The following is a 26,150-nucleotide window of genomic DNA, read 5'->3' on the forward strand; positions in this document are numbered from 1 at the left end:
ACCGATCGTGAACGACCTACGGACCATCCTTTAACGACCCGTCCCGTGAGGCGGGAAAGGGAGGTGCGGCGGGTGCCCCCTGCCCAGCCCCAGCCTGTCGAGCTGGCGACCGTTCTCGAGGCCCCGGAGATCTCCCGGGCCCTCACCCGAATGGCCCACGAGATCATCGAGCGCAACAAGGGCGCCGACGGCCTCGTCCTCCTCGGCATCCCGACCCGCGGCGTGCACCTGGCCCGCCGGCTGGCCGCGCGGATCGCCGAGTTCGAGAACCTGGGCGAGGGCGCCGTCCCGGTCGGCTCCCTCGACGTCACCATGTACCGGGACGACCTGCACCGGAACCCGGTCCGGGCCCCGGCCGCCACCGAACTGCCGCCCGGCGGCATCGACGAGCGGACCGTCGTCCTGGTGGACGACGTCCTCTACTCGGGCCGGACCATCCGGGCCGCCCTCGACGCCCTCTCCGACCTGGGCCGGCCCAACGCCGTCCGGCTGGCCGTACTGGTCGACCGGGGGCACCGGGAGCTGCCGATCCGGGCCGACTACGTGGGCAAGAACCTCCCGACGTCGCAGTCGGAGCGGGTCCGGGTCCGGCTGCACGAGTCCGACGACTCCGAGGGCGTCTTCATCAGCAAGGGTCTCGACTCATCAGGAGGGCCACTGTGAGGCACCTGCTCTCGGCCGACGACCTGGACCGGGCCGCCGCGATCGAGGTGCTCGACGTCGCCGACCAGATGGCGGCCACCCAGCGCCGGGAGATCAAGAAGCTGCCGACCCTGCGCGGGCGGACCGTGGTCAACCTCTTCTTCGAGGACTCGACCCGCACCCGGATCTCCTTCGAGGCCGCGGCCAAGCGGCTGTCGGCCGACGTGATCAACTTCTCCGCCAAGGGCTCCAGCGTGTCCAAGGGGGAGAGCCTGAAGGACACGGCGCTCACCCTGGAGGCGATGGGCGCCGACGCGGTCGTCGTCCGGCACCCAGTCTCGGGCGCCCCGCACCGGCTGGCCCACGCCGGCTGGATCGGCGGGGCCGTGGTGAACGCCGGCGACGGCACCCACGAGCACCCCACCCAGGCCCTGCTCGACGCCTTCACCCTGCGCCGCCACCTGGTCCCTGACATCCACGGGATCGGGCAGGACCTGGCCGGCCGACGGGTGGCGATCGTCGGCGACGTCCTGCACTCCCGGGTGGCCCGCTCGAACGTCCGGCTGCTGCACACCCTGGGGGCGGACGTCGTCCTGGTCGCCCCGCCGACCCTGCTGCCGGTGGGTGTCGAGACGTGGCCGTGCGCGACGTCCTACGACCTGGACGCCGTGGTCCGCGGCGAGCACGGCGACCTGGACGCCGTCATGATGCTGCGGGTCCAGCGCGAACGGATGACCGCCGCCTACTTCCCGAGCGCGCGCGAGTACTCGCGCCGCTACGGCCTCGACGGGGCCCGGCTGGCCAAGCTGCCCGACCATGCGCTGGTGATGCACCCCGGGCCGATGAACCGTGGCCTGGAGATCTCGGCCGAGGCCGCCGACAGCACCCGCTCGACGGTCGTGGAACAGGTGGCCAACGGCGTCGCCGTCCGGATGGCCGTGCTCTACCTGTTGCTGGCCGGCAAGACCGAAACGACTGCTGGAGGGACCCTTTCGTGACCAGCTACCTGATCCGCGGCGCCGCGCCGCTGGGCGGGGACGCCCGGGACATCCTCGTCGTGGACGGCGTGGTCGCCGAGCTCGGCACGGGGTTGGACTCGGGCGACGCGCGGGTGGTGGACGCCGCCGGGCTGGTTGCGCTGCCCGGCCTCGTCGACCTGCACACGCACCTGCGCGAACCCGGGCGTGAGGACGCCGAGACGGTCGCCTCGGGGTCACGGTCGGCGGCCCGCGGCGGCTGGACCTGTGTGCACGCGATGGCCAACACCGATCCGGTGGCCGACACCGCGGGCGTCGTCGAGCAAGTCTGGCGACTGGGCCGCGCCGTCGGGCTGGTCGACGTCCGCCCGGTCGGCGCGGTCACCGTCGGGCTGGCCGGGGAGCGCCTGGCCGAGCTCGGCGCGATGGCCGACTCCCCGGCCGGGGTGCGGGTCTTCAGCGACGACGGGAAGTGCGTGCACGACGCCGTGCTGATGCGCCGGGCGCTCGAGTACGTCAAGGCCTTCGACGGCGTCGTCGCCCAGCACGCGCAGGAACCGCGGCTGACCGAGGGCGCGCAGATGCACGAGGGCGTCGTCTCGGCCGAGCTCGGGATGACCGGCTGGCCGGCCGTCGCCGAGGAGTCGATCATCGCGCGGGACGTGCTGCTGGCCGGGCACGTCGGCTCGCGCCTGCACGTCTGCCACGTGTCCACCGCCGGCTCGGTCGAGATCGTGCGGTGGGCCAAGTCGCGCGGGATCGCCGTGACCGCCGAGGTCACTCCCCACCACCTGCTGCTGACCGACGAGAACGCCCGCAGCTACGACCCGGTCTTCAAGGTCAACCCGCCCCTGCGCACCGCCGACGACGTGTCGGCGCTGCGCCAGGCGCTGGCGGACGGCACGATCGACATCGTCGCCACCGACCACGCGCCGCACCCGGTGGAGGACAAGGACTGCGAGTGGGGGGCCGCCGCGATGGGGATGACGGGGCTGGAGACCGCGCTGGCCGTCGTCCAGGAGGCGATGGTCGAGACCGGGCTGCTCGACTGGGCCGGCGTCGCCGAGCGGATGTCGGCCGCGCCCGCCAGGATCGGGCGGGTCGCCGGGCAGGGCCGCCCGATCGCCGTCGGCGAACCGGCCCACCTGACCCTGGTCGACCCGGCCGCCCGGTACGAGTGCGACCCGGCGGCGATGGCCACCCAGGGGCGCAACTCGCCGCTGCGCGGCCGCGAGCTGCACGGCGCGGTGGTGCACACGTTCTTCGCCGGCCGGGCGACGGTGCTCGACGGGCAGTTGCAGGACGGGGAGCTACAGGAGGTTCTCGTATGAGTTCGGCAGACATCCCCGCGGTCCTGGTCCTCGAGGACGGTTCGGTCTGGCGCGGCCAGGCCTACGGCGCCCTCGGGACGACGGTCGGCGAGGCCGTCTTCAACACCGGCATGACCGGTTACCAGGAGACGCTGACCGACCCGTCCTACTACGGCCAGGTCGTCGTGATGACGGCCCCGCACATCGGCAACACCGGGGTGAACGACGAGGACGGTGAGTCCCGCCGGATCTGGGTGTCCGGGTACGTCGTCCGCGACCCCGCCCGGCGCCCCTCCAACTGGCGCTCGCGGCGCGGGCTCGGCGAGGAGCTGGCCGCCCAGGAGGTCGTCGGCATCAGCCACGTCGACACCCGCTCGATCACCCGGCACCTGCGCGAGCGGGGGGCCATGCGGGTCGGGATCTTCTCCGGTGGGCAGGCGCTCGTCCGGCCGGTCGAGGAGCTGGTCGAGGAGGTTCGCCGGTCGCCGCAGATGGCCGGTGCCCAACTGGCCGAGGAGGTCAGCACCGGGGAGGCGTACGTCGTCCCGGCGCAGGGCGAGAAGCGGTTCACGGTCGCCTCGATCGACCTCGGGATCAAATCGATGACCCCCCACCGGATGGCCCAGCGGGGCATCGAGTCGCACGTGCTGCCCGCGACGGCCTCGATCGACGACGTCCTCGCGGTGAGCCCGGACGGCGTCTTCCTGTCGAACGGCCCGGGGGACCCGGCCACCGCCGACGCTCAGGTGGCGCTGGTGCGCGAGGTGCTCGCCCGCCGGGTGCCGCTGTTCGGCATCTGCTTCGGCAACCAGGTGCTGGGCCGCGCGCTCGGGTTCGGCACGTACAAGCTGGGTTACGGCCACCGGGGCATCAACCAGCCGGTGCTCGACCGGCGTACCGGCAAGGTCGAGGTGACGGCCCACAACCACGGGTTCGCCGTGGACGCGCCGCTGGAGGGCTCGGTCCAGGCCCCCGCCGGGGCCGAGTTCGGGCTCGTCGAGGTCAGCCACGTCTGCCTGAACGACCAGGTGGTCGAGGGGCTGAACTGTCTCGACCTGCCGGCCTTCTCGGTCCAGTACCACCCGGAGGCGGCGGCCGGACCGCACGACGCCGCCTACCTGTTCGACCGGTTCGTCGAGGTTATGGAGAACGGCAAGTGAAGCGGGACGACATCCAGTCGGTCATGGTGATCGGCTCCGGGCCGATCGTCATCGGGCAGGCCTGCGAGTTCGACTACTCCGGCACCCAGGCGTGCCGGGTGCTGCGCGCCGAGGGGCTGCGCGTCGTCCTGGTGAACTCGAACCCGGCCACGATCATGACCGACCCCGAGTTCGCCGACGCGACGTACGTCGAGCCGATCACCCCCGAGGTGGTCGAGGCGATCATCGCCAAGGAGCGCCCGGACGCGCTGCTGGCCACCCTGGGCGGGCAGACCGCGCTGAACACGGCGATGTCCCTGCACGCGGCCGGCGTGCTGGAGAAGTACGGCGTCGAGCTGATCGGCGCCAACGTCGCCGCCATCGAGGCGGGCGAGGACCGGCAGCTGTTCAAGGGCGTCGTCGAACGGGTGTCGCAGAAGTACGGGCTGGACGCGAGTGTGGCCCGCTCGGTGATCTGCCACTCCATGGACGACTGCCTGAAGGCGACCGAGGGGCTCGGCTACCCGGTCGTGATCCGGCCGTCCTTCACCATGGGCGGCCTGGGCTCGGGCATCGCCTACGACGAGGCCGACCTGCGCCGGATCGCCGGGGACGGGCTGCACTACTCGCCGACCACCGAGGTCCTCCTCGAGGAGTCGATCATCGGGTGGAAGGAGTACGAGCTCGAGCTGATGCGCGACCGCAACGACAACGTCGTGGTGGTCTGCTCGATCGAGAACCTCGACCCGATGGGCGTGCACACCGGCGACTCGATCACGGTGGCGCCCGCGCTGACCCTGACCGACCGCGAGTACCAGAACCTGCGCGACATCGGCATCGGCGTGATCCGCGAGGTCGGTGTCGACACCGGCGGCTGCAACATCCAGTTCGCGGTGAACCCGGCCGACGGGCGCGTCGTCGTGATCGAGATGAACCCGCGCGTGTCCCGCTCGTCCGCCCTGGCCTCCAAGGCGACCGGGTTCCCGATCGCCAAGATCGCGGCCCGGCTGGCGGTCGGCTACACCCTCGACGAGATCCCCAACGACATCACCGAGAAGACCCCGGCGTCGTTCGAGCCGACGCTCGACTACATCGTCGTGAAGGTGCCCCGGTTCGCCTTCGAGAAGTTCCCGGCGGCCGATCCGACGCTGACCACGACCATGAAGTCGGTCGGTGAGGCCATGGCGATCGGCCGGTGCTTCACCGAGGCGTTGCAGAAGGCTCTCCGCTCCCTGGAGAAGAAGGGCTCGACGTTCCACTGGGACGGCGCCGCACCCGCGGGTGCCGAGCTCGCCGTGCTGCTGGAGTCGGTGAAGCGGCCCACCGAGGACCGACTGCTCAACGTGCAGCAGGCCATTCGCGGCGGCGCGACGCCCGAGCAGCTGTTCGAGGCCACGAAGATCGACCCCTGGTTCCTCGACCAGCTGTTCCTCCTCGAGGAGGTGGCGACCGCCGTCCGGGAGGCCGATCAGCTCACCCCCGAACTGCTGCGCGAGGCCAAGCGGCACGGCTTCTCGGACGTCCAGCTGGCCGCCCTGCGCGGGCTCGGCTCGAGCCCGACGGGGGAGGACGTGATCCGTGGCGTGCGGCACGCGCTCGGGGTCCGGCCCGTGTTCAAGACCGTCGACACGTGCGCGGCCGAGTTCGCGGCCTCGACGCCCTACCACTACTCGTCGTACGACGAGGAGACCGAGGTCGTGCCGTCCGACGCCCGCAAGGTCGTGATCCTGGGGTCGGGTCCGAACCGGATCGGGCAGGGCGTCGAGTTCGACTACTCCTGTGTCCATGCGTCTTTCGCGCTACGTGACGCCGGGTACGAGACGATCATGGTCAACTGCAACCCCGAGACGGTGTCGACCGACTACGACACCTCCGACCGGCTGTACTTCGAACCGCTCACGCTCGAGGACGTGCTCGAGATCGTGCACGCCGAACAGGCCGCCGGTGAGCTGGTCGGCGTCATCGTTCAACTGGGCGGGCAGACGCCGCTGGGGCTCGCGGCGCGGCTGAAGGCCAACGGGGTGCCGATCGTCGGCACGTCGCCCGAGGCGATCCACCTGGCCGAGCACCGCGGTGCCTTCGGGGTCGTCCTGGCCGACGCTGGGCTGCCCGCGCCCAAGCACGGGACGGCGGTCAGCTTCGGTGAGGCGCGGCGGATCGCCGACGAGATCGGTTACCCCGTGCTGGCCCGGCCCTCGTACGTGCTCGGCGGGCGCGGCATGGAGATCGTCTACGACGAGGCGCAGCTGGCCGACTACCTGTCCCGCTCGACCGAGATCGGGCCCGATCGGCCGGTTCTCATCGACCGGTTCCTGGACGACGCGATCGAGATCGACGTCGACGCCCTGTTCGACGGCGAGGAGATGTACCTCGGCGGGATCATGGAGCACATCGAGGAGGCCGGTATCCACTCCGGCGACTCCTCGTGCGTGCTGCCGCCCGTGACGCTCGGCGCGGGGGAGCTGGAGCGGATCCGGACGTCGACCGAGGCGATCGCCCGCGGGGTCGGGGTGCGCGGGCTGCTGAACGTCCAGTTCGCTCTCGCCGCAGGCGTTCTCTACGTCCTGGAGGCCAACCCCCGGGCGTCGCGGACCGCACCGTTCGTGTCCAAGGCGACCGCCGTGCCGCTGGCCAAGGCGTGCGCCCGGATCATGCTCGGGGCCACCGTCGCGCAGCTGCGCGCCGAGGGGCTGCTGCCGGCCGACGGCGACGGCGGGCGGATGCCGCTCGAGGCGCCGGTGTCGGTCAAGGAGGCCGTGCTGCCCTTCAAGCGGTTCCGGACGCCGCAGGGTTCGGTGGTCGACTCGCTGCTCGGACCCGAGATGCGGTCCACCGGTGAGGTGATGGGCATCGACGCCGACTTCCCGCACGCCTTCGCCAAGTCGCAGGCCGCCGCCTACGGCGGGTTGCCCGACGCGGGGCGGGTCTTCGTCTCCGTGGCCGACGGGGACAAGCGCTCGATCGTGTTCCCGGTGCAGCGGCTGACCCAGCTCGGGTTCGAGATCCTGGCCACCGAGGGAACGGCAGAGGTATTGCGCCGCAACGGGATCGGGTCGACGGTGGTGCGCAAGCTCGGCGCCGGCCAGGGGCCGGACGGCGAACCGACAATCGTCGACCGGATCGCCGCCGGCGAGATCGACATGGTGGTCAACACGCCGTCCGGGCCCGCCGCCCGGGCCGACGGCTACGAGATCCGCGCGGCCACCACGGCGGTCGACCGGCCGATGATCACCACCGTGCAGCAGTTCGCCGCGGCGGTCCAGGCGATCGAGGCGGCCCGCAACGAGGAGGTCAAGGTGGCGTCGTTGCAGGAGCACGCGGCCACCCTGCGGGCCCTGCGGGGCGAGGCGTGAGCCTCACGTTCGGGGCGCGCCTGAGCGAGCTCACGGCGTCCCGGGGGCCGCTGTGCGTGGGCATCGACCCGCACCCGGGCCTGCTGGCCGCGTGGGGCCTGCCGGACGACGTGAGCGGGCTGGAGCGGTTCGCCCTGACCTGCGTCGAGGCCCTGGCCGGCTCGGTCGCGGTGGTGAAGCCGCAGGCGGCGTTCTTCGAGCGGTTCGGTTCTCGTGGGATCGCCGTGCTGGAAAGGGTTCTCGCGGATCTGAGATCCGGCGGTGCCCTGTCGGTCGTCGACGCCAAGCGCGGGGACATCGGCTCGACGATGGCCGCCTACGCCGACGCCTATGCGGGGGAGGGCTCGCCCCTGGCCGGGGACGCCGTGACCGCCTCCCCGTTCCTCGGGTTCGGGTCGCTGAGCCCCCTGCTCGACCTGGCCGCGAAGACCGGGCGCGGGGTGTTCGTGTTGGCCCTGACGTCCAATCCCGAGGGCGGGTCGGTGCAGCTCGCCCGCGGGGCGGACGGGCGCACGGTGGGCCAGGCGGTGGTGGACGACGTCGCGGCCCGCAACGCCGGTGCCGCGCCGCTCGGGTCGGTCGGCGTGGTGATCGGGGCCACCGTCACCGGCGAGGCCCGCTCCGTGGACCTGGGCGCGCTCAACGGCCCGATCCTGGCGCCCGGGATCGGCGCCCAGGGTGCGACCGCCGCCGACCTGCGCGAGGTGTTCGGCGCCGCCCTGCCGCACGTGCTGCCCAACAGCAGCCGTGAGGTCCTGGCCGCGGGCCCCGACGTCCGGGCCCTGCGCGATGCGGCCCTGCGCACGGTCGACTCGGTGCGCGCGGTCCTGGCCTGAGCCCGACGTCAGGTCGCCGATGGCCTGGTCGAGAATGCTCACCCCGAGGTCGATCTCGTCCTCGGTCGTGCGCCCGGCGCTGTAGGTGGCGCCGGCGGCGGCCGCCGTCATGCCGTGCCCCGAGCGGGCGAAGGAGCCCCGCCGACTCCCACAGCTGCGCGTCGTCCATGCGACGACGGGACGGACGCGGACGGTTCCGCGGAACCGCGACTGTCGGACCCCGGGGTTAGGTTCGAACAAATGTTCGCCGATCGCGCGGGGGCGTGGCCATGCACCAGTTGAGTCAGCAGGAGAACCGGCCGGGCCGGGTCGTCGTCACGGCGTCGCCGGAGCAGGTGCCCATCGCCGAGGTGGAGACGCAGCTGTGCACGTTGGCGGGGCAGATCGCGGCCGCCACGGCCCGGTTCCTCGAACTGCTGGCCGAGTTCGACCGGCGCCGGGGGTGGCAACTGCCGGGGGTCGTCTCGTGCGTCCACTGGCTGACGTGGCGTTGCGCGCTGGACGAGCGCACGGCTCGGGAGTACCTGCGGGTCGCCCGGGCCGTGCACGGCGACGGTGGGGAGCCGGTCCTGCCGAGCGTGCGGGAGAACTTCGCCGCTGGTCGACTCTCGTACTCGAAGGTCCGGGCCATCACCCGCGTGGCCACGCCATTGAGCGAGGGGGAGCTGGTCGACGCCGCCCTGCACTCGACGGCCGCCCAGGTCGAGCGGCTCGCCCGCGGCCTGCGGAAGGTCGCCGTCCTCGACCGTGACGTCGCCCAGGGAAGGGCCGGCGAGGCGGCGGTCATCGGGAACCCCGGCGTGCGCGTCCCGGCGCCGCGGGAGTCGGGCCCGTCGCTGCAGTGGCGGTGGAACGACGAGGGCGAGCTGGTGGTGTGGGGCCGCCTCGACGCGGCCGGCGGAGCGGCGTTCCTGGCCGCGACCGCGCGGGCCCAGGCCGAGCTGCTGCACGTCGCGGGCGACGGTTCCGCGGAACCGTCACCGCCCGCGGCGTCGGTCTCCGAGCTGACCGGAAGAGCCCCGGCCGACCTCGCCCCGGCCGTCGTCGCGATGGCCGAGACCGTGCTCGCCGCACCGGAGGCCCCGCGCTTCGCGCCGGCCGCGCAGGTCGTCGTCCTGGCCCCTCTGGACGAGCTCCGGACCGCACTCACCGACCGCGAGGTGCGTCAGGAACCGATGGTCGGCGGCGACCGACCGGCGTCGCCGTCCGCGCTGCCCCGGCCCACGCCTGACCCGGCCCGGTTCTGCGACGGGCCGCCCGTCGGACCTGCGCTCCTGCGGCAGCTGATCGACGACGGCGCGCTGCGGACGGCGGTGCTGGCCGGCGACGGCCGGACGCTGGATCTGGGCCGCTCCCGTCGGCGTCCGACGTCGCGACAACTGGCGGTGCTCTGGACCCGGGACGGCGGATGCCGGGCTCCGGGGTGCCGACGGGACCGCTTCCTGCACGCCCACCACGTGGTCCACTGGGGGCGCGGCGGGGGGACGACCGTGGACAACCTCGTCCTGCTCTGCGGCGAGCATCACAGGCTGCTGCACGAAGGTGCCTTCACGATCCTGGCGCAGGGACGGCAACGGTTCGCCTTCGCATGGCCGGACGGCACGGCCTGGGAACCGGCGCCACCCCTGAGCGGGGACCTGGCCGATGTTCCCCGGCAGTACGCGCACGTCGGCAGTGACGCGGTGACCGGTCGCTGGGACGGTGCCCCGCTCAGCGAGGCCGCGGTCGCGGATTTCCTGGCGCGCTGGTATGACGACCGGCAGATGTGGTGAAGCACGTGTCTACGAGCCGACTTCACGGGACCCCGCGTTGCTGGACCGTACGCAGAGTCGCTAGGTTCGCCATCGGGGAGTGCAGCTCATGGGATCTTCCATGCGGCTCGCCCCGCAACCACCGTTGAGAGCAGCACGAGTTGACCGAGGTGACCGAAGTGGCTCTGCCCCCCCTGACCCCCGAGCAGCGCGCCGCCGCCCTGCAGAAGGCGGCCGAAGCTCGGCGGGCCCGCGCCGAGATCAAGAACAAGCTCAAGTACTCCCAGGGTTCCCTCGGCGATGTCATCAAGGAGGGTCAGGACAACGAGGTGATCGGCAAGATGAAGGTCTCCGCGCTCCTGGAGGCCCTCCCGGGCGTCGGCAAGGTCCGGGCCCGGCAGATCATGGAGGAGATCGGCATCTCCGAGTCCCGCCGCGTGCGGGGCCTCGGGTCCAACCAGATCGCCGCCCTGGTCGACCGGTTCGCCCGCTGAGCCTGGTCCGACGAGACAACCGCTGAGCCGAGGCAATGGTCGGAGAGGGGGTTCCCGTGCCGTCGCAGGGCACCCCTCGTGAGCACGGTCGGGTCGCTGGCACCAGCAGCCGCCTGACCGTGCTCGCCGGTCCGACCGCCGTCGGCAAGGGCACCGTCGCCGCCGACATCCGCACCCGGTACCCCCAGGTCTGGCTCTCCGTCTCGGCCACCACCCGCAGTCCCCGGCCCGGTGAGGTCGAGGGCGTGCACTACCACTTCGTCGACGAGGCCGAGTTCGACCGCATGGTCGAGGCCGGTGAGCTCCTGGAGTGGGCTCAGGTCCACGGCCGGCACCGCTACGGCACGCCGCGCGGGCCCGTCGAACAGGCCCTGCGCGAGGGCCGCCCCGCCCTGCTGGAGATCGACCTCCAGGGGGCCCGGCAGGTCCGGCAGAACATGCCGGGCGCGTTCTTCGTGTTCCTCAAGCCGCCGAGCATCGAGGAACTGGTCCGCCGGCTCGTCGGCCGCGGCACCGAGGACAGCGAGGAGCGGGCCCGCCGGCTGCGCACCGCCGAGGTCGAAATGGCCGCCGAGTCCGAGTTCGACGTGTCCATCGTGAACGTCGATGTGCACCAGGCGACCGATGAGCTCGTATCATGGATGGGTGTGCCGTCACCGGCACCCGTCGGCGAGAGCTGACGAAACCGAAGAAACACCACAATCGTCTGGAGTTCTGTTGCCCGGAACCGTCGCCCAGCCCGAGGGGATCACCAACCCCCCGATCGACGACCTGCTCTCGACCGTCGACTCGAAGTACGCCCTGGTGATCTTCGCCTCGAAGCGCGCCCGGCAGATCAACGCCTACTACTCGCAGCTCGGTGAGGGCCTGCTCGAGTACGTCGGCCCGCTCGTGGAGACCCACGTGCAGGAGAAGCCGCTGTCCGTCGCCATGCGCGAGATCAACGAGGGCCTCCTCGTCGCCCAGCCGACCGAGTAGTACCCGGTAGCGGGCCTGCCGTGACGCAGCGGCTGAACGTCGTCCTCGGGGTCGGCGGGGGGATCGCCGCCTACAAGGCGGCCCTCCTGCTGCGCCTGTTCACCGAGGCCGGGCACGACGTGCACGTCGTGCCGACCGACTCCGCGCTGCGGTTCGTCGGGGCTCCGACGTGGGAGGCCCTCTCCGGTCACCCGGTGAGCACCACGGTGTGGGACGACGTCCCGCGGGTCCCGCACGTGCTGCTCGGCAAGCACGCCGACCTCGTGGTCGTCGCGCCGGCGACGGCCGACCTGCTGGCCCGGGCTGCCGCCGGGTTGGCGTCGGACCTGCTCGGCAACGTACTGCTCACGGCCACCTGTCCGGTGCTGCTGGCCCCGGCCATGCACACCGAGATGTGGCAGAACCTCGCCACCGTCGCCAACGTCGCCACCCTGCGGGCCCGGGGCCTGCACGTGCTCGACCCGGCGAGCGGGCGGCTGACGGGCACCGACACGGGCCCGGGCCGGCTGCCCGAACCCGAGGAGATCTACGCCGCTGCCCTGGATCTCGTCGCCCCGGTCGTAGCGAGCGAGCCGTCGACGGCCCAGGATCTGGCCGGACGACGGGTGCTGGTCACCGCGGGCGGCACCCGTGAGCCGTTGGACCCGGTGCGATACCTGGGGAACCGGTCGAGCGGGCGGCAGGGCGTCGCGCTCGCCGAGGCCGCCGCCGCACGCGGGGCGCGCGTCACGCTGGTCGCCGGGGCGGTCGAGGTCCCCCTGCCCGAGTCGGTGACCGTGGTCAGGGTGGAGTCCGCGCTGCAGATGCGGGACGCCGTCCTCGCCGCCGCCCCCGAGCACGACGTCGTCGTGATGGCCGCCGCCGTCGCCGACTTCCGGCCCGCCGCGGTCGCCGACCACAAGATCAAGAAGACCGAGGGCAGTGACGAGGCCCCCGTCGTCCGTCTGGTCCGCAACCCCGACATCCTCGTCGAGGTCGTCGAGAACCGCGGTGCGGGCCGCGCGCCCGCGGGTCAGGTCGTCGTCGGGTTCGCCGCCGAGACCGGCGACGCCGACTCCTCCGTGCTCGACCACGCCCGGGCCAAGCTGGCCCGTAAGGGCTGCGACCTGCTGGTCGTGAACGACGTGTCCGCGGGCAAGGTGTTCGGTCGCGACGACACGGAGGTCGTCCTGCTGCGTGCGGACCGTGCGGACCGTGCGGACTCGGTGGGGGTGGCCGTCCCGGCGGGTTCCAAGACCAAGGTCGCGGAGGCGATCTGGGACGAGGTCGTCGCCCTGATTCACGAATTGTCGACCTGATCGGTAGAGTTACCCGCAGTCAACGGATCGAACCGGGCAGCGCGCCGCCCGGAGCAATGGTTAGAGTGGCCGCGACCTGAGCCGATTCCCGAGCAGTACCCGTAGGAGCGCCGTGTCCGACCGTCTGTTCACCTCCGAGTCCGTCACCGAGGGCCACCCGGACAAGATCTGCGACCAGATCAGCGACTCCATCCTGGACGCCCTGCTCACCGCCGACCCGACGAGCCGGGTCGCGGTCGAGACGATGGTGACGACGGGTCTCGTGCACGTCGCCGGTGAGGTGACGACCGCGGGGTACGTCGACATCCCGCAGCTGGTCCGCAAGACCATCCTCGACATCGGCTACGACTCCTCGACCAAGGGCTTCGACGGCAACTCGTGCGGGGTCGAGATCTCGATCGGTGCGCAGTCGCCCGACATCGCGCAGGGTGTCGACACCGCCTACGAGGCGCGGGTCGAGGGCGACGAGGACCCGCTCGACGCGCAGGGTGCCGGTGACCAGGGCCTGATGTTCGGCTACGCGAACGACGACACCCCCGAGCTGCTGCCGCTGCCCATCTGGCTGGCCCACCGGCTGGCCGAGCGGCTGACCGAGGTCCGCAAGTCGGGCGAGGTGCCCTACCTGCGCCCGGACGGCAAGACCCAGGTGACCATCGCGTACGACGGTGACCGCGCGGTCCGGCTCGACACCGTCGTCGTGTCGTCGCAGCACGCCGCCGACATCTCGCTGGAGAACCTGCTCCAGCCCGACGTCGCAGACCACGTCATCAAGCCGGTCCTCGACCGGGTCGCCGACCTGATCGACGTCAGCGACTTCCGGCTGCTGGTGAACCCGACCGGCCGCTTCGAGATCGGCGGCCCGATGGGCGACGCCGGCCTGACCGGCCGCAAGATCATCGTCGACACCTACGGCGGGTTCGCCCGGCACGGTGGCGGCGCCTTCTCCGGTAAGGACCCGTCGAAGGTCGACCGCTCCGCCGCCTACGCGATGCGCTGGGTGGCCAAGAACGTCGTCGCGGCCGGTCTGGCCAAGCGGTGCGAGGTGCAGGTCGCGTACGCGATCGGCAAGGCGCACCCGGTCGGCCTGTACGTCGAGACGTTCGGCACCGAGACCGTCGCGCCGGAGAAGATCACCGCCGCGATCAAGGAGGTCTTCGACCTCCGCCCGGCCGCCATCATCCGCGACCTCGACCTGCTGCGCCCGATCTACAAGCAGACCGCCGCCTACGGCCATTTCGGCCGGGAGATCGCGGAGCTGACCTGGGAGCGCACCGACCGCGTCGACGCCCTGAAGTCGGCCGTCGGCGCCTGATCAGTTCTCTCACGAAGCCCCGCCGGGAGTTGTCCACAGCTCCTGAGTGGGGCTTCGTGCTGCGTCGGACCGGCCATCTAGCCTGGGCCGCATGACCGACGGGCAGCTGGAGCTGCTGCGCACCGCCACGCGCGGGCGCAAGCCGAAGCCGCCCGAGGGGCTGGCCGAGGAGCTGCCGGTCGCGCGGGTGCTGGTCGACGTCCCGCTGCCGCACCTGGACCGGCCGTTCGACTACGCGGTGCCCGCGTCGATGGCCGACGGCGCGCAGCCCGGGGCCCGGGTCCGGGTGCGGTTCGCCGGCCAGGAGGTGGACGGGTTCGTTCTCGAGCGGGCCGCGCAGAGCGAGCACGACGGCCGGCTGGCCCGGCTCGGCCGGCTGGTCTCGCCCGAGCGCGTGCTCACGCCCGCGGTGGCGGCGCTGGCCCGCGCGGTCGCCGACCGGTACGCGGGGACGCTGATCGACGTGACGCGGCTCGCGGTACCCCCGCGTCACGCACGGGTCGAGAAGGAGCCGGTGCCGGACGCCGACCCTCTGCCACCCCTCGCGCCGGGCGAGAGCACGCACTGGGGGCGGTACCCCGCGGGGCCCGCGTTGCTGCACCGGATCGCGGAGGGCGACCCGGTCCGTGCGGTGTGGACGGCGATGCCCGGGGCCGGGCACTGGACGGCGGCGGTCGCCGAGGCGATGGCCGCGGCCGTGGCGGCGGGCCGGGGTGCGCTGGCCGTGGTTCCGGATGCGCGCGACGTCGCGGCCCTGGATGCCGCACTGACCGCCCGGTGGGGGAGCGGCCGGCACGTCGCGCTCACCGCCGACCTCGGCCCGGCGGCCCGCTACCGGGCCTTCCTGAAACTGGCCCGAGGCCACGTACAGGCCGTGATCGGCACGCGCGCAACGGCTTTCGCGCCCGTGCGAGACCTGGGGCTGGTGCTGATCTGGGACGACGGCGACGACTCGCACGCCGAACCCCGCTCGCCCTACCCGCACGCCCGGGAGGTGCTGGCCCTGCGCTCCCAGCTCGAGGGGGCGGCGCTGATCTGCGGTTCCTGGTCGCGCACGGCCGAGGCGCAGGCCTGGGTCGACGCCGGCTGGGCCCGCCCGGTACAGGCCGACCGGAGCACGGTGCGCGCGGCCTGGCCGCACGTGACGGTGGCCGGGACGGAGCCGGGCGGGGCCGACGACCCGTCCGCGCGCGGCCGGCTACCCGCGGCCGTGTGGCGGGCGGTCCGGGCCGGTCTCGCGGAAGGGCCCGTCCTGGTGCAGGTCCCGCGGGCGGGGTACGTCCCGACGCTCGCCTGCCAGCAGTGCCGGACGCCGGCCCGCTGCGCCCACTGCCACGGCCCCCTCGGGGCGGGGCTCACCACCCGCGACGCCCCGGCCTGCCGCTGGTGCGGCCGCGACGCGACGGGCTGGGCCTGCCCCGCATGCGGCGGGCGCCGGGTCCGGGCGGTCACCGTCGGGGTGCACCGCACGGCGGAGGAGCTGGGGCGTGGCTTCCCCGGCGTCCCCGTCGTGGTGCCGGCCCCCGGCCAGCCCGCCCCCGACGTCCCGCAGCAGGCCCTGGTGGTGAGCACTCCCGGCCTGGAACCCGCGCCGCCGGGCGCCGGGTACGCGGCGGCCGCGCTGCTCGACGCCCACCAACTGCTGGAGCGGCTCGACCTGCGGGCCGCCGAGGACGCCCTGCGGCGCTGGCTGGCCGCCGCCGCCCTGGTCAGGCCGCGCGACCAGGGGGGCCGGGTGGTGATCGCGGCGGACCCGCAGTCGCCGCCCGTCCAGGCCCTCGTCCGGCTCGACCCGGCCTGGCATGCGGCCCGGGACCTGGCCGAACGCGCCGAGCTCGGCTTCCCGCCCGCGGCCGCGATGGTGTCGCTGACCGGGCCGGGCGCGGCGGTGCAGGGGTTCGCCGACCTGGCCCGCCTCCCCGAGGGCGCCGACCGGCTCGGCCCCATTCCGCTGGAGGACGCCCAGGGGCCCACGGGCGACGTCCGGCTGCTCCTGCGCGCCGCGCGGGCCGACCGCGCCGCGCTGGCCCGGGCCGTCGCGCAGGCGGCGTCGGTGCGCAGCGCCCGGCGCGAGGTGGCCGTCAGGGTGCAGGTCGACCCGGACCGGATCGGCTGACCCCGTCCGAGGCGGGGTCGGGGTTGGAGGCGGGGTCGGGTTTGGAGGCGGGGTCGGGTTCGGAGGCGGGGTCGGGTTCGGAGGCCGGCTCGGGCAGGGTGAGCGTCCGGTCCGTCGGGGCGGGCCGCGGCTCGGGGCGGGTGAGCAACTGGATGCTCACGTGGGCCTTGGCCGCCTGCCGCGCGCCGAGGTCGGCCAGGGTCGCCTGCGCGTAGGCCCGGGTCAGCACCCGCCGGGCCGAAGCCTCCACCCGCTCGAGGGCCTCGTCGGTGAACTGGTCGGCCTCGGCGTCGGGAAGGACCACCATGAAACGGCTTTCGGCGATCCGGCCGTCGGCCACCTCGGTGTGCAGGTAGACGATCTGCAACTCGGCGGCCTGGCGCGGGGTACCCGTGATGTCGCCGAAGCCGCGGGCCAGCTCGGCCGTCAGCTCCGAGAGCAGGCGGGGCCGGTCGCTGTAGCGGGTGTGCACCCGCAGCAGCACGCCGTCCGCGGCGAACTCGCCGAGCTGCGTTGTGGCCAGGTGCTCGTCGACCAGCAGTTGCCCGTCCACCGGCGTCGGCTCGCGGGCCACGGTGGGGGCCGCCGGGTCCGGGTGCCGGCCGAGCATGAAGACGAGCGCCGCGCCGTGCAGCCGGGCCGTGGTGAGGCCCGCGAGCAGGACGTCGGGGTGCTCGTTCTCGAACACCTGCAGCAGCTTCTCCTCGACGTCGGTGTGGACGTAGTCGTAGGCGGCCAGGCTGACCCAGCCCGGGTCGTCGTCCTCACGCTCCGGGAGCCCGTCGCCGACCGTGCGCGTCACGTCGAGGTCCACCGGGCGGATGGTGACGGTCGTCGCGGCGTGCTGGGTGCCGAGGAACCGCCGGGGCGGGGTCTGGGTCGACATGTCGACGAGCAGGTCGAAGCCGCGGTGCATCGCCGGGCCGACCCCGGTCGAGATGCCCGACAGCAGGTCACCGACGCGGACGATCTCGTCGGCGCGGACCCCGATCCGGATCCGCGCCCAGCGCCGGGTCGGGTCGCCGCCGCGGGGCGCGGGGGCGGGCATCTGCACGTCGAGCAGGAACATCTGGAGCTGCACGACGACGTCGAGGAGGGTGCGGACCGGGTGACCGGCCAGCGGCAGGAACACGTCGGCCGGGAACCCGAGGTGCACGTCGACCGTGCTGATCGGGGTCTCGTTGACGATCAGGCGGTCCACGTCGAGGTAGACCGGGCGGATGTCCTCGCCCAGCTGCTCGCGGGCCGGTTCCTCCCGGAAGACCATGAAGGTGAGCGAGCTGTTGGCCGTGCCGGCCCGCAGCACGGCCAGGATGTTGGCGGCCAGGTGCTCGGCCGGGTCGTCACCGCTGGGGTCGCCCTGGCCGGGGTCGATGGTGGCGGGGGCGCCGGGGGTGAGGCCGTCCGGGGCGGCGCCGGAGCCGTTGGTCGCGTCGACCCGGGCGGCCAGCGTCGAGCGGGCGGTCTCGACCCGGTTCCTGAACTCCTGTCGCCAGCGGGCCAGCCCACGCTCGACGACGGGGGCGGGGCTCAGCTGGTCGATGCCGGTGATCAGGTCGCCGATCCCGGCCCCGGTCTGGGGGATGACGTAGGCGTGCGCGGTGGCGCCGAGGACGAGCGCACCGGCCGTCGTGCTGCGCCACCAGGCGGAGTGCACGACGTCCGTGCGGCCGTAGTCGAGCAGCGCCCCGGTGCGCAGCGTGAGCGTGGGCTCGGTGTCGTGCCGCCAGGGCCGGCCGGTCAGGGCGGGCAGGAACATCACGACCAGCAGCACCGACTGGACGGCGAGCGCGACGAGCGACGTCCACGCCGGCACGTCCCGGAAGGCCAGCAGGATGCCCAGGACGACGGTCGGCAGGACGGACAGCACCACCATCCAGGAGCCCGACGAGACGATCAGCCCGCGCAGCGACGACTTGTCCGGGCTGGAGATGCGTGAGGCCTGGATGGCCGCGAACAGGGTGAGCACGCTGGCCAGGACCTGGGCGTCGCCGTGGTCGGAGTCGGTGCCCAGCCAGCGACCGGCCAGCACGAGCGTGCCGAGCAGGACGACGCTCAGGAACGCGGCCAGGCGGGCGGCCCGCAGCGGGGCCGAGGCGTCCGCCTTCAGGTAGAGGTGCACCCGGGCCCGGCGGGCGGTGGCCCGCACGGACCGGTTCTCCACCGCCGGGAGCCGGACGTGCGCGCGGTGCGGGCTGACGGTGCCGCTGCTGGCGGTGCGCCGGTACACCGGTCGGGACCCGGGGGTGATGCCGACCGCCTGCCGGTACTCCCGCGCGGCGGCGGCCGCCGCGGTCGCCACGTCGTGGTGGGGGCCGAACTCGAGCTTGCGCACCCGGTCGAGCGCCTGGCGGAAGGTGGCCAGGGCGGCGGGCATCCCGTCCGGGCCGATCTCGTGCATGACGGTGTCCTCGCCGGTGCGCACGCCGGAGGCGTAGTGGCGGTAGGTGTCCCGGGCCGCCTCCATCCGGTTCAGCGTGAGGTCGACCAGGCACCGGGCCACGGGTTCGGACAGCGGGTCCGGCGGCGACAGCTGTCGGCTCAGCTCCTCGAGGTCGGCCAGTGCTGGGGGTTGCAGGACCTCGATCTCGCCGGACACGGAGGAGCTGCTGCGGCCGGGGGCGAAGGAGAGTCCCGAGGGCAGGTCGACGATGACCGTGTTCTCGGCGTCCGTGGTGGGCAGCAGCAGGTCGATGTTCAGGCGGGCGCGCGGGCCGTACGGGCGGCGGCGGCGCTCGCGGGCCAACGGCCGCCCGACGACGTCCACCGAGAAGACCGCGGACGTCGTCTGCGGGTCCTCACCGACGACCACCAGCATGGACGGCGCCCGCAGGGCGTCCACGATCTGCGCCGCCCGCTGCAGCAGGACGACGTTGCGGTCGGGGGCGCCGTGCGAGCCGGCGTCCGACCCCGCCTCGATGCCGTGCACGAACTGCAGCAGCGCCGAGCGGGCCTGCTGGATCCGCGTCTCGCGGTAGCCGGCCTCCACCTCGTTGGCGACGAACCCGTCGGTCGCCAGCGGCGCCGGGTCGGGGTCGGGGTCGCGCAGCACGCGGAAGAGGGCGGCGCTGAACAGGAGTCGCTGCTCCCGGCGCAGGTGGGTGGGGAACAGCTGCGGGTCCCGGACCATGACCGGCGCCATGTTCATGATGATCTCGGCGAGGGCCGCCGCGGCCCACCGGCGCGCCTCGGACTGCGGCACCGACGGCAGGATCGTGCCGCCCGCGTCGCGGACGGCAGGCAGCGGGGCCAGGCGGTCGCGGTCGGCCGCGGGGTCGTCCTGCGCGTCGGCGGACGGCGGGGGCAGCAGCGCCAGCGGCAGCCAGAGCCGCTCGGTCCGGTTGTGGAACGCCTCGTGCGAGATCCGGCCCAGGTCGACGTGGATCCGCAGCCGGGTGTCGAAGGAGTCGGCGGCCTGGAGGGTCACGATCTCCCGGGTGGCGCGGATCCACTCGTCGTTGGCGCCGAGGTAGAGCAGCTCACGGCCGAGCCGGGAGTCCTCGTCGAACTGGATCTCCTGGGAGGCGAACTCGTCCATCCCGACCTGGGCCAGCGCGCGCCGGACCAGCCGCGCCATCCGGGTGGGCATCGTCGCCGGCGCCCGCGTACCGGGCGGCTCCCCGTGAGGCCACATCGCTCGAGCATAGGGGGACGAATGCCCTCCGTGACGCTCCTTGACGGGGCCTAGTGCGCTTCGGGGGCGGGGCCGTAGCGGGCGAGGACGAACGCCTCGAACAGGCCGACGATCGTGTACAGCACGATCGACGTGCCGGTCAGCACCGCGATGTTGGCCCACACGTCGGCGTACTTGAAGCTCGGGATGTCGGTGATGATCTGCCCGCCCGTGCCTTGCCCGGTGGCCAGCCACTCGGCGACCAGGGCGCCGATGAGGGCCCCGGGCACCGAGATCCGCGCGGCCGCGAAGATCGACGGCAGGGCGGTCGGGAAGGCCACCTTGCGCAGCGCCGTCCAGTTGCTGCCGCCGTACGCGACGACCAGGTCGCGCGTCTGCGGAGCCACCGAACGCAACCCGAACACGATGGTGACCAGGGCCGGGAAGAAGACGACGATGCCCGCGATCACGGCCACCCCCCACAGGCCGCGGCCGAAGATCAGCACGATGATCGGGGTCATCGCGACCAGCGGCACGGACCGCAGCAGCATGGCGATCGGCATGAACGCCTGCTCGACGCTGCGGTAGAGCACGAACAGGATCGCCACCACCACGGCCGCGGCCATCCCGCCGACGAACCCGTAGGCGGCGTCCTTCAGGGTGATGCCCAGTGCGGACAGCACCGACGAGCGGTTGTCGGCCGCGGCCTCGACCGTGAACAGGTACTCGTACACGGCTTTCGGGCTCTTGCCGAGCAGCGGGTTGATGTCGAACGCCTTGAGGAAGAGGGCCCAGGCCCCGACCGCCACGACGCCGGAGACGACGAGCGGCGAGAACGCCCGCCAGCTACCGATGGCCCATACCCGCAGGGCCGAACGGGTCGGCCCGCCGTCGGGCAGCGGCGGCTGGGCGATGGCGTCCTCCTCGTGGGCGAACGCTGCCATCGAGCCGGCCGTGGTGTTGTCGCTCATCAGGCGCCTCCCGCCGAACCGGACGACCAGGGGGTGACGAAGCGGGCGATGACCGCGAAGACCGCGTAGCCCAGGCCCGCCAGGCCGCCGGTCACGAAGGCCAGCGCCCAGGTGCGCTCGACCAGGAAGTGCTGCTGGGCGACGGTCAGGGCGACGCCGAGCCCGTTGTCGATGCCGCCCAGGTATTCGCCGATGATCGCGCCCAGCATCGCGGCCGGTGCCGCGATCTTCAGCGCGGACAGGATGGCGGGCAGCGCGGCGATCGCGCGGACCTTCACCAGCTGCTGCCAGCGGCCTCCGCCGTACGCCTCGATCAGGTTCAGGCTCGTCTTGTCGGCCGCCTTCAAGCCGAGCAGCGAGCCGATCAGCGTGGTGAAGAAGACGGAGATCGCGGCCAGGAAGATGGTCGGGGTCCGGCCGCCGAAGATGACCAGGATGATCGGCCCGATGGCGGTCAGCGGCATGCAGTAGCTGATCACGGCCAGCTGGGTGGCGACCGGTTCGAGGGGCGGCAGCAGCAGCACGAGCACGGCCACGGCGAGCGCGGCCACGTTGCCCCACAGGAAGCCCTTGCCGGCGCCCGCCAGCGTGATCGAGGCGTTGGACCAGTAGAAGTCCCACCCGTCCTCGGGGAACTGGGCGACCACCTCCCACGGGGTGGGGACGGCCTTCGTGGAGCGCAGCAGCGTGTCGGCCAGCAACCACCACAGGGCGATCAGCCCGACGGTGCCGAGCAGGCCGCCCAGCCACTGCGGACGTTCGCGGGGCTCCCGCGCCGCGGCCGCAGCGGCCGGGGCGTCGGGGGCCTGGGGGGCCTCGGGCGCCGAGACCGCCATCAGTGCCCACCCATGGCGGCGCCGCCCTTGCCGAACAGCAGGTCGGACAGCTGGTCGTGGTAGGCGTGGAACTCCGGAGTCCGCTGCATCTCCGGCACCCGGGGGCGGGGCAGGTCGATGTCGACGACCTCGACGATCCGGCCCGGGCGCGGGCTCATCACCGCGACGGTGTCGGACAGGAAGATCGCCTCGCTGATGCCGTGGGTGACCATCAGCGTGGTGGCGGGCTTCTCGGTCCAGATCCGCAGCAGCTCGAGGTTCAGGCGCTGCCGGGTCATGTCGTCGAGGGCCCCGAACGGCTCGTCGAGCAGCAGCACCGAGGGTTTGACGACGAGCGAGCGGGCGATCGAGACGCGCTGCCGCATCCCGCCGGACAGCTGGGCCGGCTTGGCCTTCTCGAAGCCCTTCAATCCGACGAGCTCGATCAGCTCCTCGATGAAGCCCGGATCCGGCTTGATGCCCGAGATCTCGAGCGGCAGGCGGATGTTCGACGTCACCGACCGCCAGGGCAGCAGGGCGCTGTCCTGGAAGGCGATCCCGAGCTCGTGGTGCCGGCGCAGTTCCAGCGGTGTCTCGCCGTTGACGAGAGCGACGCCACCGGTGGGCTTCTCGAGCCCGGCCAGGATGCGCAGGATGGTGGACTTGCCGCACCCCGAAGGACCGAGCAGGGACAGGAACGATCCCTGCCCGGTCTTCAGGTTGGCGTCGTGCAACGCGGTCACCGAGCGGCGACCCATCGTGAAGGTCTTGTTCAGACCCTGAAGGTCGATCCCCGTCCCGAGAATCCTTCCGTGGGCGTCGAGTTCAGGCGCTTCCGAGGTTTCGGAGGTCACGATGGCTCCCTGTCGGTGACGTTGCGGAACGTGCGGGCGGGAGGATCAGCCGATGAGCGTCTTGTCGGCCTCGTAGATCTCCTTGAGGAGGCTGAGGTCGAACAGCTTGTCGGCGGTGATGGTCTGACCCGAGCGGCCCAGTGCCTCGATGTTGGAGGCGACCAGCTCGTCGGTCATCGTGAAGAGACCGTTGGCCTTGGTGTCGTCGGTCTGGATCAGCTTGGCCTGTGCCTCGGCCTCCTTCTGCTGCTCCGCCAGGTCGAGCTTCTGGTCCTTGCCGTACTTGTTCACGGCCAGGTCGGCGGTCTTGGCCGGGTCGGCCAGCGCGTCCTTCCAGCCCTTGATCTCGGCGGTCAGGTACGCCTTGAGCTTCTCCCGGTTGTCGTCGATCTCCGACTGCAGCACGGTGAAGGTCTCGGCCACCAGGGGCAGGCCGTTGTCGGCGAAGCTGAGCGTCTCGTTCTTGAAGCCGCTCTCGGCCAGGGTGATGGGCTCGTTGGTCAGGTAGGCGGTGAAGCCGTCGACCTCGCCGGTCGTGAGCACCGTGGGGTCGAACTGCACCGGGACGATCTTCAGCTTCGACTTGTCGATGCCGTTGGCCTTCAGGAAGCCCTCGAAGATCGAGGTGTTGGCGGCCTGCACGCCGATCTTCTTGCCGATCATGTCCTGCGGCGTCTTGATCGGGCTCTTGGCCGGCGACACGATGCAGAACGGGTTCTTCTGGAAGGTCGCACCGATGATCTTCAGCGTGGCGCCCTCGGCGATCGCGGCGGCCGTGGTGGGCGGTGCGGAGAGACCGACCAGGGCCTTGCCGCTCTGCACGGCGCCCTCGGCCGACGTCGGGCCGGCGATCAGGTTGACGCTGGAGAAGCCCCCCGCCTTGTAGTAGCCGTTCTCGATCGCGAAGTACTCGCCGCCGAACTCGATGTTCTTGATCCAGGACAGCTGCACGGACAGGTCGCCGTAGTCGGCGGCACCGCCCGAGGCGCTCGGGCTGGAGTCGGAGTCGGACCCGCACGCGGCCAGCAGGGGCGCGCCGAGCGCGGCGACCGCGCCGGCCTGGAGGAGACGGCGGCGGCCCAGCTGCGCGCCCGCGGGGACGACGAGGCCGGACGGCGTGCGGGAGCTACGGAAGGCGGACATCTTGCTCCGATCGGTACGCGGAGAGGCTGGTCGCAGGCGCGATCGCCCCAGGGACGGCCGACGATAGGTAGGACCAGTTGCCTGCAGATTTCGGCGTGTTCCGAGGTGGTTACCTACTGGGCTCGAGACGGCAACGCCGCTCCGTAGGATGGGGCCATGCGCCTCGTCGTCGCCGGGACCCCCGAGGTCGCGCTCCCCTCGCTGGCCGCGCTGGCCGCCTCATCGCACGAGATCGCCGCCGTGGTGACGCGCCCGGACGCCGCGGCCGGGCGCGGCCGGAAGGCGCAGCGTTCGCCGGTGGGCCTGTGGGCCGACGAGGCGGGCATCCCGGTCCTGCAGCCCGCGCGGCCGTCCGAACCCGAGTTCCTCGCCGCGCTCGCCGACCTGGCCCCCGACTGCTGCCCGGTGATCGCCTACGGCGCGCTGGTCCCGCAGGTCGCGCTCGACGTCCCGAAGCACGGCTGGGTGAACCTGCACTTCTCGCTGCTGCCCGCCTGGCGCGGGGCGGCACCGGTCCAGCACGCCCTGATCGCGGGCGACGCGATGACCGGCGCCAGCACGTTCCGGCTCGAGACCGGCCTCGACACCGGGCCCGTCTTCGGCGTGATGACCGAGGTGGTGCGCCCGCGCGACACCGCCGGTGACCTGCTCGGCCGCCTCGCCGAGGGCGGCGCGCACCTGCTGGTCGCCACGCTCGACGGCATCGAGTCCGGCGAGATCGAGGCCCGCCCGCAGCCCGACGAGGGCGTCAGCCTGGCCCCCAAGATCACCGTCGCCGACGCGGAGGTCGACTGGTCGCAGTCCTCCGACGCGATCGACCGGCGGGTCCGGGGCTGCACCCCGAACCCCGGGGCCTGGACGACGTTGCGCGGCGAGCGCCTGGGCCTCGGCCCGGTGCTCCCGGTCCGGAAGGACGAGGGCGCGGATGACGTCCGCCCGGGACAGCTGCTGGTCACCAAGCGTTCGGTGCGGGTCGGCACCGCCTACGGGTTGGTCGAGCTCGGCGAGGTGAAGCCGGCCGGGAAGCGGCTGATGGCCGCCGCGGACTGGGCGCGTGGTGTGAGAATCGAAGCAGGAGAGACTTTTTCGTGACGCAGGCACGGCAGAAGCGACCCAACCCGCCCCGGGGTGGGGGACGGGCCGGGGCCGCGGCCCGGGTCACCGGGGCGCGGGAGGTGGCGTACGAGGTGATCACCGCCGTCCGGGAACGCGACGCCTACGCGAACCTGCTGCTGCCGACCGCGATCCGGCGGGCCCGCCTGTCGGCGCGCGACGCCGCCCTGGCCACCGAGCTGACCTACGGCACCCTCCGTGGGCAGGGCCGCTACGACGCCGTCATCGCCGCGTGCATAGACCGGCCGCTCGACGACGTCGACCCGGGCCTGCTCGACGCCCTGCGGATGGGCGCCCACCAGGTGCTGGCGACCCGGATCGGCGCTCATGCGGCGGTCTCGACGAGCGTCGACCTGGTCCGGCTGCACGCCGGCCAGGGGTCGGCCCGGTTCGCCAACGCCGTCCTGCGCCGGGTGGCCGAGAAGGACCTCGACACCTGGTTGGGCGAGGTCGCCCCCGACGCGGTGAGCGACCCCGACGGCCACCTGGCCGTCGTCCACTCGCACCCCGCCTGGGTCGTCCGGGCGCTGCGCGACGCGCTCGTGACCCACGGGCGCCCGGCCGCCGAGCTGCCCGACCTGCTGGCCGCCGACAACGACCGGCCGACGGTCAGCGCCGTCGCGCTGCCCGGGCTCAGCACCCCCGAGGAACTGCGCGCCGAGGGGGGCGCCGGCCCGGGGCGGTGGTCGCCCTACGCCGTGACCGTGCACGGTTCACCCGAGGGGTTGCCCGCCATCGGCGCCGGTCGGGCCCGGGTGCAGGACGAGGGCAGCCAGGTGGTCACGCTCGCGCTGACCGCGGCCGCCGTCGAGGGCGACGACACGGGAGCGTGGCTCGACCTGTGCGCAGGGCCCGGCGGCAAGGCCGCGCTCCTGGGCGCCGTGCTCGCGCAGGAGCAGCCGGACGGCGAACTCGTCGCCGTCGAGTCGCAGCCCCACCGGGCCGGGCTGGTCGAGCAGGCGCTCGCCGCCGTCCCGGTCACCCATGAGGTGCTCACCGCCGACGGACGCCAGATCCCCGACAGCGACAAGGACTGCTACGACCGGGTGCTCGTCGACGCGCCGTGCTCCGGCCTGGGGGCGCTGCGGCGCCGGCCGGAGGCACGGTGGCGGCGCAGCCCGGGTGACCTGCCCGGGCTCACCGGACTGCAACGGGACCTGCTGGACGCGGGGCTCGACGCGGTCCGGCCCGGGGGAGTGCTGGCCTACGTGACCTGCTCGCCGCACCCCGCGGAGACGGCGGTCGTGGTGGCGGACGTCCTCAGGAAGCGGGCGGACGTCGTCCAGCTCGATGCTCGTGAAGCAGTCGCTACGGCGACCGGACGGCCGGTCGCCGAGCTCGACCTCGGCGCCGGCCCCGCCGTCCAGCTGTGGCCGCACCGGCACGGCACGGACGCGATGTACCTGGCCCTCCTGCGGAAGGGTGGTTGATTTAG

General features: G+C 73.0%; 20 protein-coding genes. 15 read left to right on the plus strand and 5 right to left on the minus strand.

What is annotated here, in order from left to right:
* Window positions 1-72: 72 nt before the first annotated feature.
* The 13 genes from pyrR to ACIB24_RS17755 all read left to right on the plus strand — a co-directional run bounded on the left by pyrR (window position 73) and on the right by ACIB24_RS17755 (window position 16,206).
* Window positions 73-663: a bifunctional pyr operon transcriptional regulator/uracil phosphoribosyltransferase PyrR gene (pyrR, locus tag ACIB24_RS17695; protein ID WP_398283076.1), complete on the plus strand. Its 591-nt coding sequence runs from the start codon at window positions 73-75 to the stop codon at window positions 661-663.
* Window positions 660-1,640 carry an aspartate carbamoyltransferase catalytic subunit gene (locus tag ACIB24_RS17700; protein ID WP_398283078.1) on the plus strand — a complete coding sequence of 327 codons (981 nt, stop codon included), beginning with the start codon at window positions 660-662 and terminating at the stop codon, window positions 1,638-1,640. The genes pyrR and ACIB24_RS17700 overlap by 4 nt, the downstream gene beginning before the upstream one ends.
* Complete coding sequence (locus ACIB24_RS17705) at window positions 1,637-2,950, plus strand: dihydroorotase (RefSeq protein WP_398283080.1); 1,314 nt, start codon at window positions 1,637-1,639, stop codon at window positions 2,948-2,950. The genes ACIB24_RS17700 and ACIB24_RS17705 overlap by 4 nt, the downstream gene beginning before the upstream one ends.
* Window positions 2,947-4,089, plus strand: coding sequence for a glutamine-hydrolyzing carbamoyl-phosphate synthase small subunit (gene carA, locus ACIB24_RS17710; protein WP_398283082.1), 1,143 nt, complete (start codon window positions 2,947-2,949; stop codon window positions 4,087-4,089). Before ACIB24_RS17705 ends, carA begins: the two co-directional genes overlap by 4 nt.
* Window positions 4,086-7,421, plus strand: a complete 3,336-nt coding sequence (gene carB, locus ACIB24_RS17715; protein WP_449619058.1) for a carbamoyl-phosphate synthase large subunit — start codon at window positions 4,086-4,088, stop codon at window positions 7,419-7,421. The genes carA and carB overlap by 4 nt, the downstream gene beginning before the upstream one ends.
* Window positions 7,418-8,257, plus strand: coding sequence for an orotidine-5'-phosphate decarboxylase (gene pyrF, locus ACIB24_RS17720; protein ID WP_398283084.1), 840 nt, complete (start codon window positions 7,418-7,420; stop codon window positions 8,255-8,257). Before carB ends, pyrF begins: the two co-directional genes overlap by 4 nt.
* Window positions 8,258-8,526: 269 nt before the next feature.
* Window positions 8,527-10,029, plus strand: a complete 1,503-nt coding sequence (locus ACIB24_RS17725) for an HNH endonuclease signature motif containing protein (protein ID WP_398283086.1) — start codon at window positions 8,527-8,529, stop codon at window positions 10,027-10,029.
* Between the two features lie 158 nt (window positions 10,030-10,187).
* The gene (mihF, locus tag ACIB24_RS17730; RefSeq protein ID WP_398283088.1) at window positions 10,188-10,502 is read left to right on the plus strand and encodes an integration host factor, actinobacterial type; all 315 of its coding nucleotides are present in this window, start codon (window positions 10,188-10,190) and stop codon (window positions 10,500-10,502) included.
* Between the two features lie 56 nt (window positions 10,503-10,558).
* The gene (gene gmk, locus ACIB24_RS17735; RefSeq protein WP_398283090.1) at window positions 10,559-11,182 is read left to right on the plus strand and encodes a guanylate kinase; all 624 of its coding nucleotides are present in this window, start codon (window positions 10,559-10,561) and stop codon (window positions 11,180-11,182) included.
* 37 nt (window positions 11,183-11,219) lie between these two features.
* A complete protein-coding gene (rpoZ, locus tag ACIB24_RS17740; protein WP_398283092.1) occupies window positions 11,220-11,480 on the plus strand; it encodes a DNA-directed RNA polymerase subunit omega in 261 nt (86 codons plus the stop codon).
* 32 nt (window positions 11,481-11,512) lie between these two features.
* Window positions 11,513-12,778: a bifunctional phosphopantothenoylcysteine decarboxylase/phosphopantothenate--cysteine ligase CoaBC gene (coaBC, locus tag ACIB24_RS17745; protein WP_398283608.1), complete on the plus strand. Its 1,266-nt coding sequence runs from the start codon at window positions 11,513-11,515 to the stop codon at window positions 12,776-12,778.
* A 112-nt stretch (window positions 12,779-12,890) separates the two neighbouring features.
* Entirely contained in the window at window positions 12,891-14,090 is a 1,200-nt protein-coding gene (gene metK, locus ACIB24_RS17750) for a methionine adenosyltransferase (protein ID WP_398283094.1), read from the plus strand.
* Between the two features lie 91 nt (window positions 14,091-14,181).
* The gene (locus ACIB24_RS17755; protein ID WP_398283096.1) at window positions 14,182-16,206 is read left to right on the plus strand and encodes a primosomal protein N' family DNA-binding protein; all 2,025 of its coding nucleotides are present in this window, start codon (window positions 14,182-14,184) and stop codon (window positions 16,204-16,206) included.
* On the opposite strand, the gene ACIB24_RS17760 is transcribed toward ACIB24_RS17755, so the two are convergent.
* The 5 genes from ACIB24_RS17760 to ACIB24_RS17780 all read right to left on the minus strand — a co-directional run bounded on the left by ACIB24_RS17760 (window position 16,172) and on the right by ACIB24_RS17780 (window position 23,602).
* Complete coding sequence (locus tag ACIB24_RS17760) at window positions 16,172-19,840, minus strand: hypothetical protein (protein ID WP_398283098.1); 3,669 nt, start codon at window positions 19,838-19,840, stop codon at window positions 16,172-16,174. The genes ACIB24_RS17755 and ACIB24_RS17760 overlap by 35 nt on opposite strands.
* 50 nt (window positions 19,841-19,890) lie before the next feature.
* On the minus strand, window positions 19,891-20,790 hold the full coding sequence (locus tag ACIB24_RS17765) for an ABC transporter permease (protein WP_398283099.1): 900 nt from the start codon (window positions 20,788-20,790) through the stop codon (window positions 19,891-19,893).
* Complete coding sequence (locus ACIB24_RS17770; protein WP_398283101.1) at window positions 20,790-21,626, minus strand: ABC transporter permease; 837 nt, start codon at window positions 21,624-21,626, stop codon at window positions 20,790-20,792. Before ACIB24_RS17770 ends, ACIB24_RS17765 begins: the two co-directional genes overlap by 1 nt.
* A complete protein-coding gene (locus tag ACIB24_RS17775; protein ID WP_398283610.1) occupies window positions 21,626-22,363 on the minus strand; it encodes an ABC transporter ATP-binding protein in 738 nt (245 codons plus the stop codon). The genes ACIB24_RS17770 and ACIB24_RS17775 overlap by 1 nt, the downstream gene beginning before the upstream one ends.
* A 141-nt stretch (window positions 22,364-22,504) precedes the next feature.
* Complete coding sequence (locus ACIB24_RS17780) at window positions 22,505-23,602, minus strand: ABC transporter substrate-binding protein (protein ID WP_398283103.1); 1,098 nt, start codon at window positions 23,600-23,602, stop codon at window positions 22,505-22,507.
* Window positions 23,603-23,758: 156 nt separating this feature from the next.
* Between ACIB24_RS17780 and fmt the strand changes: the two genes are divergently transcribed.
* Together fmt and ACIB24_RS17790 are read left to right on the plus strand one after the other, a co-directional pair.
* Window positions 23,759-24,694 (plus strand): methionyl-tRNA formyltransferase, encoded by a 936-nt coding sequence (gene fmt, locus ACIB24_RS17785; protein WP_398283105.1) that lies wholly within the window; start codon window positions 23,759-23,761, stop codon window positions 24,692-24,694.
* Entirely contained in the window at window positions 24,691-26,145 is a 1,455-nt protein-coding gene (locus ACIB24_RS17790; RefSeq protein WP_398283107.1) for an RsmB/NOP family class I SAM-dependent RNA methyltransferase, read from the plus strand. Before fmt ends, ACIB24_RS17790 begins: the two co-directional genes overlap by 4 nt.
* The last annotated feature ends 5 nt before the right edge of the window (window positions 26,146-26,150 follow it).

Source organism: Spongisporangium articulatum, from assembly GCF_044465595.1.
GTDB classification, from domain to species: domain Bacteria; phylum Actinomycetota; class Actinomycetes; order Actinomycetales; family Kineosporiaceae; genus Spongisporangium; species Spongisporangium articulatum.